Genomic DNA, 597 nt, shown 5'->3' with positions numbered 1-597 from the left:
CGCTTGGACTCCTGCACGGCGATCTGGGCGTTGGCGCAGATGGCGTTGGCCAGCTCCATGGCCTTGTCCATCAGCTCCTCGGCGGGATAGACCTCGCTGACCAGGCCGATGGCCTTGGCCTCGTCGGCCTTGATGACCTTGGCGGTGAGGATCAGCTCCATGGCCTTGGAAATGCCCACGATCCGGGGCAGCCGCTGGGTGCCGGCAAAGCCGGGGGTGATGCCCAGGCCCACCTCGGGCTGGCCGAACTTGGCCTTCTCGCTGGCCAGACGGATGTCGCAGGCCATGGACAGCTCGCAGCCGCCGCCCAGAGCGAAGCCATTGATGGCGGCGATGACGGGCTTGGCCATGTTCTCCAGCTTCAGGAACACGCCGCCGCCGTGTACGCCGAAGCGTTTGCCGTCGATAGAGGAGAAGCCCTTCATCTCGCCGATGTCGGCCCCTGCCACGAAGGAACGGCCCGCGCCAGTGAGGATCATCACATAGATCTCATCGTCAGCGGCCACCTGGTCGATGACGGCGTCCAGGTCGCTGAGCACCTGGCTGTTCAGCGCGTTCAGCGCCTCCTGCCGGTCGATGGTGACCACGCCTACGTGG

Annotated in this window: 1 protein-coding gene; it reads right to left on the bottom strand. The window is 65.8% G+C overall.

All coding sequences use genetic code 11. From position 1 onward, the window contains the following. Positions 1–597: enoyl-CoA hydratase-related protein (locus H6B51_RS17240; RefSeq protein ID WP_204884814.1), on the bottom strand; the 597-nt coding region annotated here is incomplete at both ends.

It is taken from the genome of Pseudoflavonifractor phocaeensis (genome assembly GCF_016901955.1).
GTDB lineage: Bacteria > Bacillota > Clostridia > Oscillospirales > Oscillospiraceae > Flavonifractor > Flavonifractor phocaeensis_A.
The sequence above is the reverse complement of the archived record's forward strand: the minus strand, read 5'-3'. Positions and strand labels throughout refer to the sequence as shown.